We start from the raw sequence: 2,565 nt of genomic DNA, 5'->3' as shown, positions 1-2,565 counted from the left end.
CCGCGAGGTGATCGCCTATTGCCGCGGCCCTTGCTGCGTTCTCTCCTTCGAGGCGATCGATGCGCTGCGACGCCGCGTCTTCCGGGCGCGGTGGCTGGAAAGGGACTTCCCCGAGCGGAAGGCGGCCGGATTGAGCGTCGAGACGGCGCAACGGGGGACCGGTGGCTGACCGCAACAGCAAACCCGAAGAGAGGAAGAGCCAGGTCATGTGTTCGACGTGGACGGATTTCTCGGAGCCGGGGTGCAACCTTCGGCAAACCCAGGGCGAACCATCCGACAAACGGGGGGTTCTGGCATGGCGGCGGGCTCGGCCATCGCGATCATCTGCAAGACGCCGCTGCCGGGGCGCGGCAAGACGCGGCTGCAGCCGCTGTTCGGCCCTGACGGCACGGCGGTCCTGTCGGCCTGTTTCATCCGCGACGTCGCCGCAGCGGTCGAGGCGGTGCCGGAGGCCATCGGGCGACACGGCTACGCTGTCTATGCACCGGTGGGCAGCGAGGACGTCCTCCGCCCGCTGCTGCCGCCGGGCTGGGGACTGCTCGCCTGGCAGGACGGCACGCTGGGCGTGGTTCTGGACGGCGCGATCTCCGCATTCCTCGCCCGCGGGCACGACTGCGCGGTGATCGTCAACGCCGACAGCCCGACGCTGCCGCCGCTGCTGATCGCCGCCGCGGTCGCCGCCCTGCGTGCGCCGGGCGAGCGTGCGGTGTTCGGCCCGGCATGCGACGGCGGGTACTATCTGGTCGGGCTGAAGCGGCCGCACCGGCGGCTGTTCGAGGACATCCCCTGGAGCACCGAGGCGGTGCTGACGGCGACGCTGGCGCGTGCGGCCGAGATCGGCCTTGAGGTGGTGCTGCTGCCGCCCTGGTACGACGTCGACGATGCCGCGACCTTCGCCCTGCTCGAGGACGAGCTGGCCGGGCGCCCCCTGCCGTTCGCTGAGCCGGGGCTGATCGGCGGACCTGCCCGGCATACCCGGGCCTTCCTCGCCAGCCGCCGGGCGCCGGTGGCGACCGCGGCGGATTGATGGCCGAGCCCCGGCATCCGGACCGCGGCACCGGCGCCGGCGCGCCGCTGCGGCTGGCGCTCGCCGGGCTGGGGCTGATCGCGGCCACGCTGATCGGCACGCAGATCCACCCGCAGCTCGGCGATCACCCGTTTATGGCGCTGTTCGTGGCGCAGGGTGTGCTCAGCCTGGTGGCGATCCGGCTCGCCGCGGCGGTGGAGGAGCGGCGGGCGCTCGCGATCATCCTCGGCGTCGCCGTGCTCGCGCGGCTGGTGCTGGTATTCACCCCGCCGACGCTCTCGACCGACGTCTTCCGCTACATCTGGGACGGGCGGGTGCAGGCGGCCGGGATCAATCCCTACCGCCACCTGCCGGTGGCACCCGAGCTCGCCCACCTGCGCGACGCGGCGGTCTGGCCGAACATCAACCGCGCCGACTATGCGGTGACGATCTATCCGCCCGCGGCGCAGATGCTGTTCCTGCTGGCGGCCGTGCTCGGCGACAGCGTGGTGGCGATGAAGCTCGTGCTGGTCGCGGCCGAGGCGGTCACGGTGGCCGCGCTGATCGCGCTGCTGCGGCATCTCCGCATGCCCGTCACCCGCGTGGTCGCCTATGCGTGGCATCCGCTGGCGCTGTGGGAGATCGCGGGCAATGCACATATCGACGGGGCGATGCTGGCGGCAATGCTGTTCGGCCTCTGGCTCGCGCTTGTGCGCGGCCGACGCGCCGCCGGCGCGGCCGTGATCGCGGTCGCGGCGTTGTGCAAGCCGTTCGCCGTGCTGGCACTCCCCGCCGTTTGGCGACCGTGGGACTGGCGCGCTCCGGCCGCCGCGGTGGCCACGGTCGGGCTGCTCTACCTGCCCTATCTCTCGGTCGGCAGCGGCGTGTTCGGCTTCCTCGGGGGCTATCTCGCCGAGGAAGGGATCACCACCGGCTGGGCGTTCTGGATCACCCGCATGATCGACGTCGCGATCGGCCCGAACGCCTGGTCGCATCCGCTCTACCTCGGCGTCGCGGGAGCGCTGCTGGCCGGGCTCATGCTTGCCGTCGCGTTCCGGCGCGAGGCGGGCGCCGAGGCAACGCTGAAGCGCCTCTACTGGCTGATGTTCGCGTTCCTGTTCCTGCTCTCGCCCAACCTGCCCTGGTACTGGCTGCTGGTTCTGCCCTTCGCGGTGCTGTTCGGCCACCCGAGCGCCTGGGCGGCGACACTCGCCGGGGTGGTGCTGTACGACGTCGCGCCCGATGTACCCGAGCTCGGCTTCGTGGCGCGCGAGACCCTTTTCAACCTGGTGCTGCTCGCCGGCCTCGCCGTGCATCTTCTGCCCCGGGCAGCGGCCGCGCCACGACCCGTGGAGGAGCGATCCCGATGAGCGAACTCGCGACCGCGCCGCGCATCGATCCGCGGCGCTACCACGAGGCGGTGGCGGAGACGCACGCGCCGGTGGCGGCGCGGCCGCCGGTCTGCCTCTATCTGGAGACCACCAACCGCTGCAACCTGCTCTGTACCACCTGTCCGCGCACCTACGAGGAGCTCGAGCCGCCGGCGGACATGAGCTGGG

The 2,565-nt window shown here is 71.9% G+C and carries 3 protein-coding genes; all 3 read left to right on the top strand.

Annotated elements, in window-relative coordinates; translation table 11 throughout:
• Positions 1–295: 295 nt before the first annotated feature.
• Positions 296–1,027 (top strand): TIGR04282 family arsenosugar biosynthesis glycosyltransferase, encoded by a 732-nt coding sequence (locus tag ACTIFU_RS23410; protein WP_439580737.1) that lies wholly within the window; start codon positions 296–298, stop codon positions 1,025–1,027.
• Entirely contained in the window at positions 1,027–2,376 is a 1,350-nt protein-coding gene (locus tag ACTIFU_RS23405) for a glycosyltransferase 87 family protein (protein WP_439580736.1), read from the top strand. The genes ACTIFU_RS23410 and ACTIFU_RS23405 overlap by 1 nt, the downstream gene beginning before the upstream one ends.
• A partial coding sequence (locus ACTIFU_RS23400) for a hypothetical protein (RefSeq protein ID WP_439580735.1) occupies positions 2,373–2,565 on the top strand: 193 nt, incomplete at its 3' end. The genes ACTIFU_RS23405 and ACTIFU_RS23400, both read left to right, overlap by 4 nt.

It is taken from the genome of Elioraea sp. (assembly GCF_051860475.1).
GTDB lineage: Bacteria > Pseudomonadota > Alphaproteobacteria > Acetobacterales > Acetobacteraceae > Elioraea.
The sequence above is the reverse complement of the archived record's forward strand: the minus strand, read 5'-3'. Positions and strand labels throughout refer to the sequence as shown.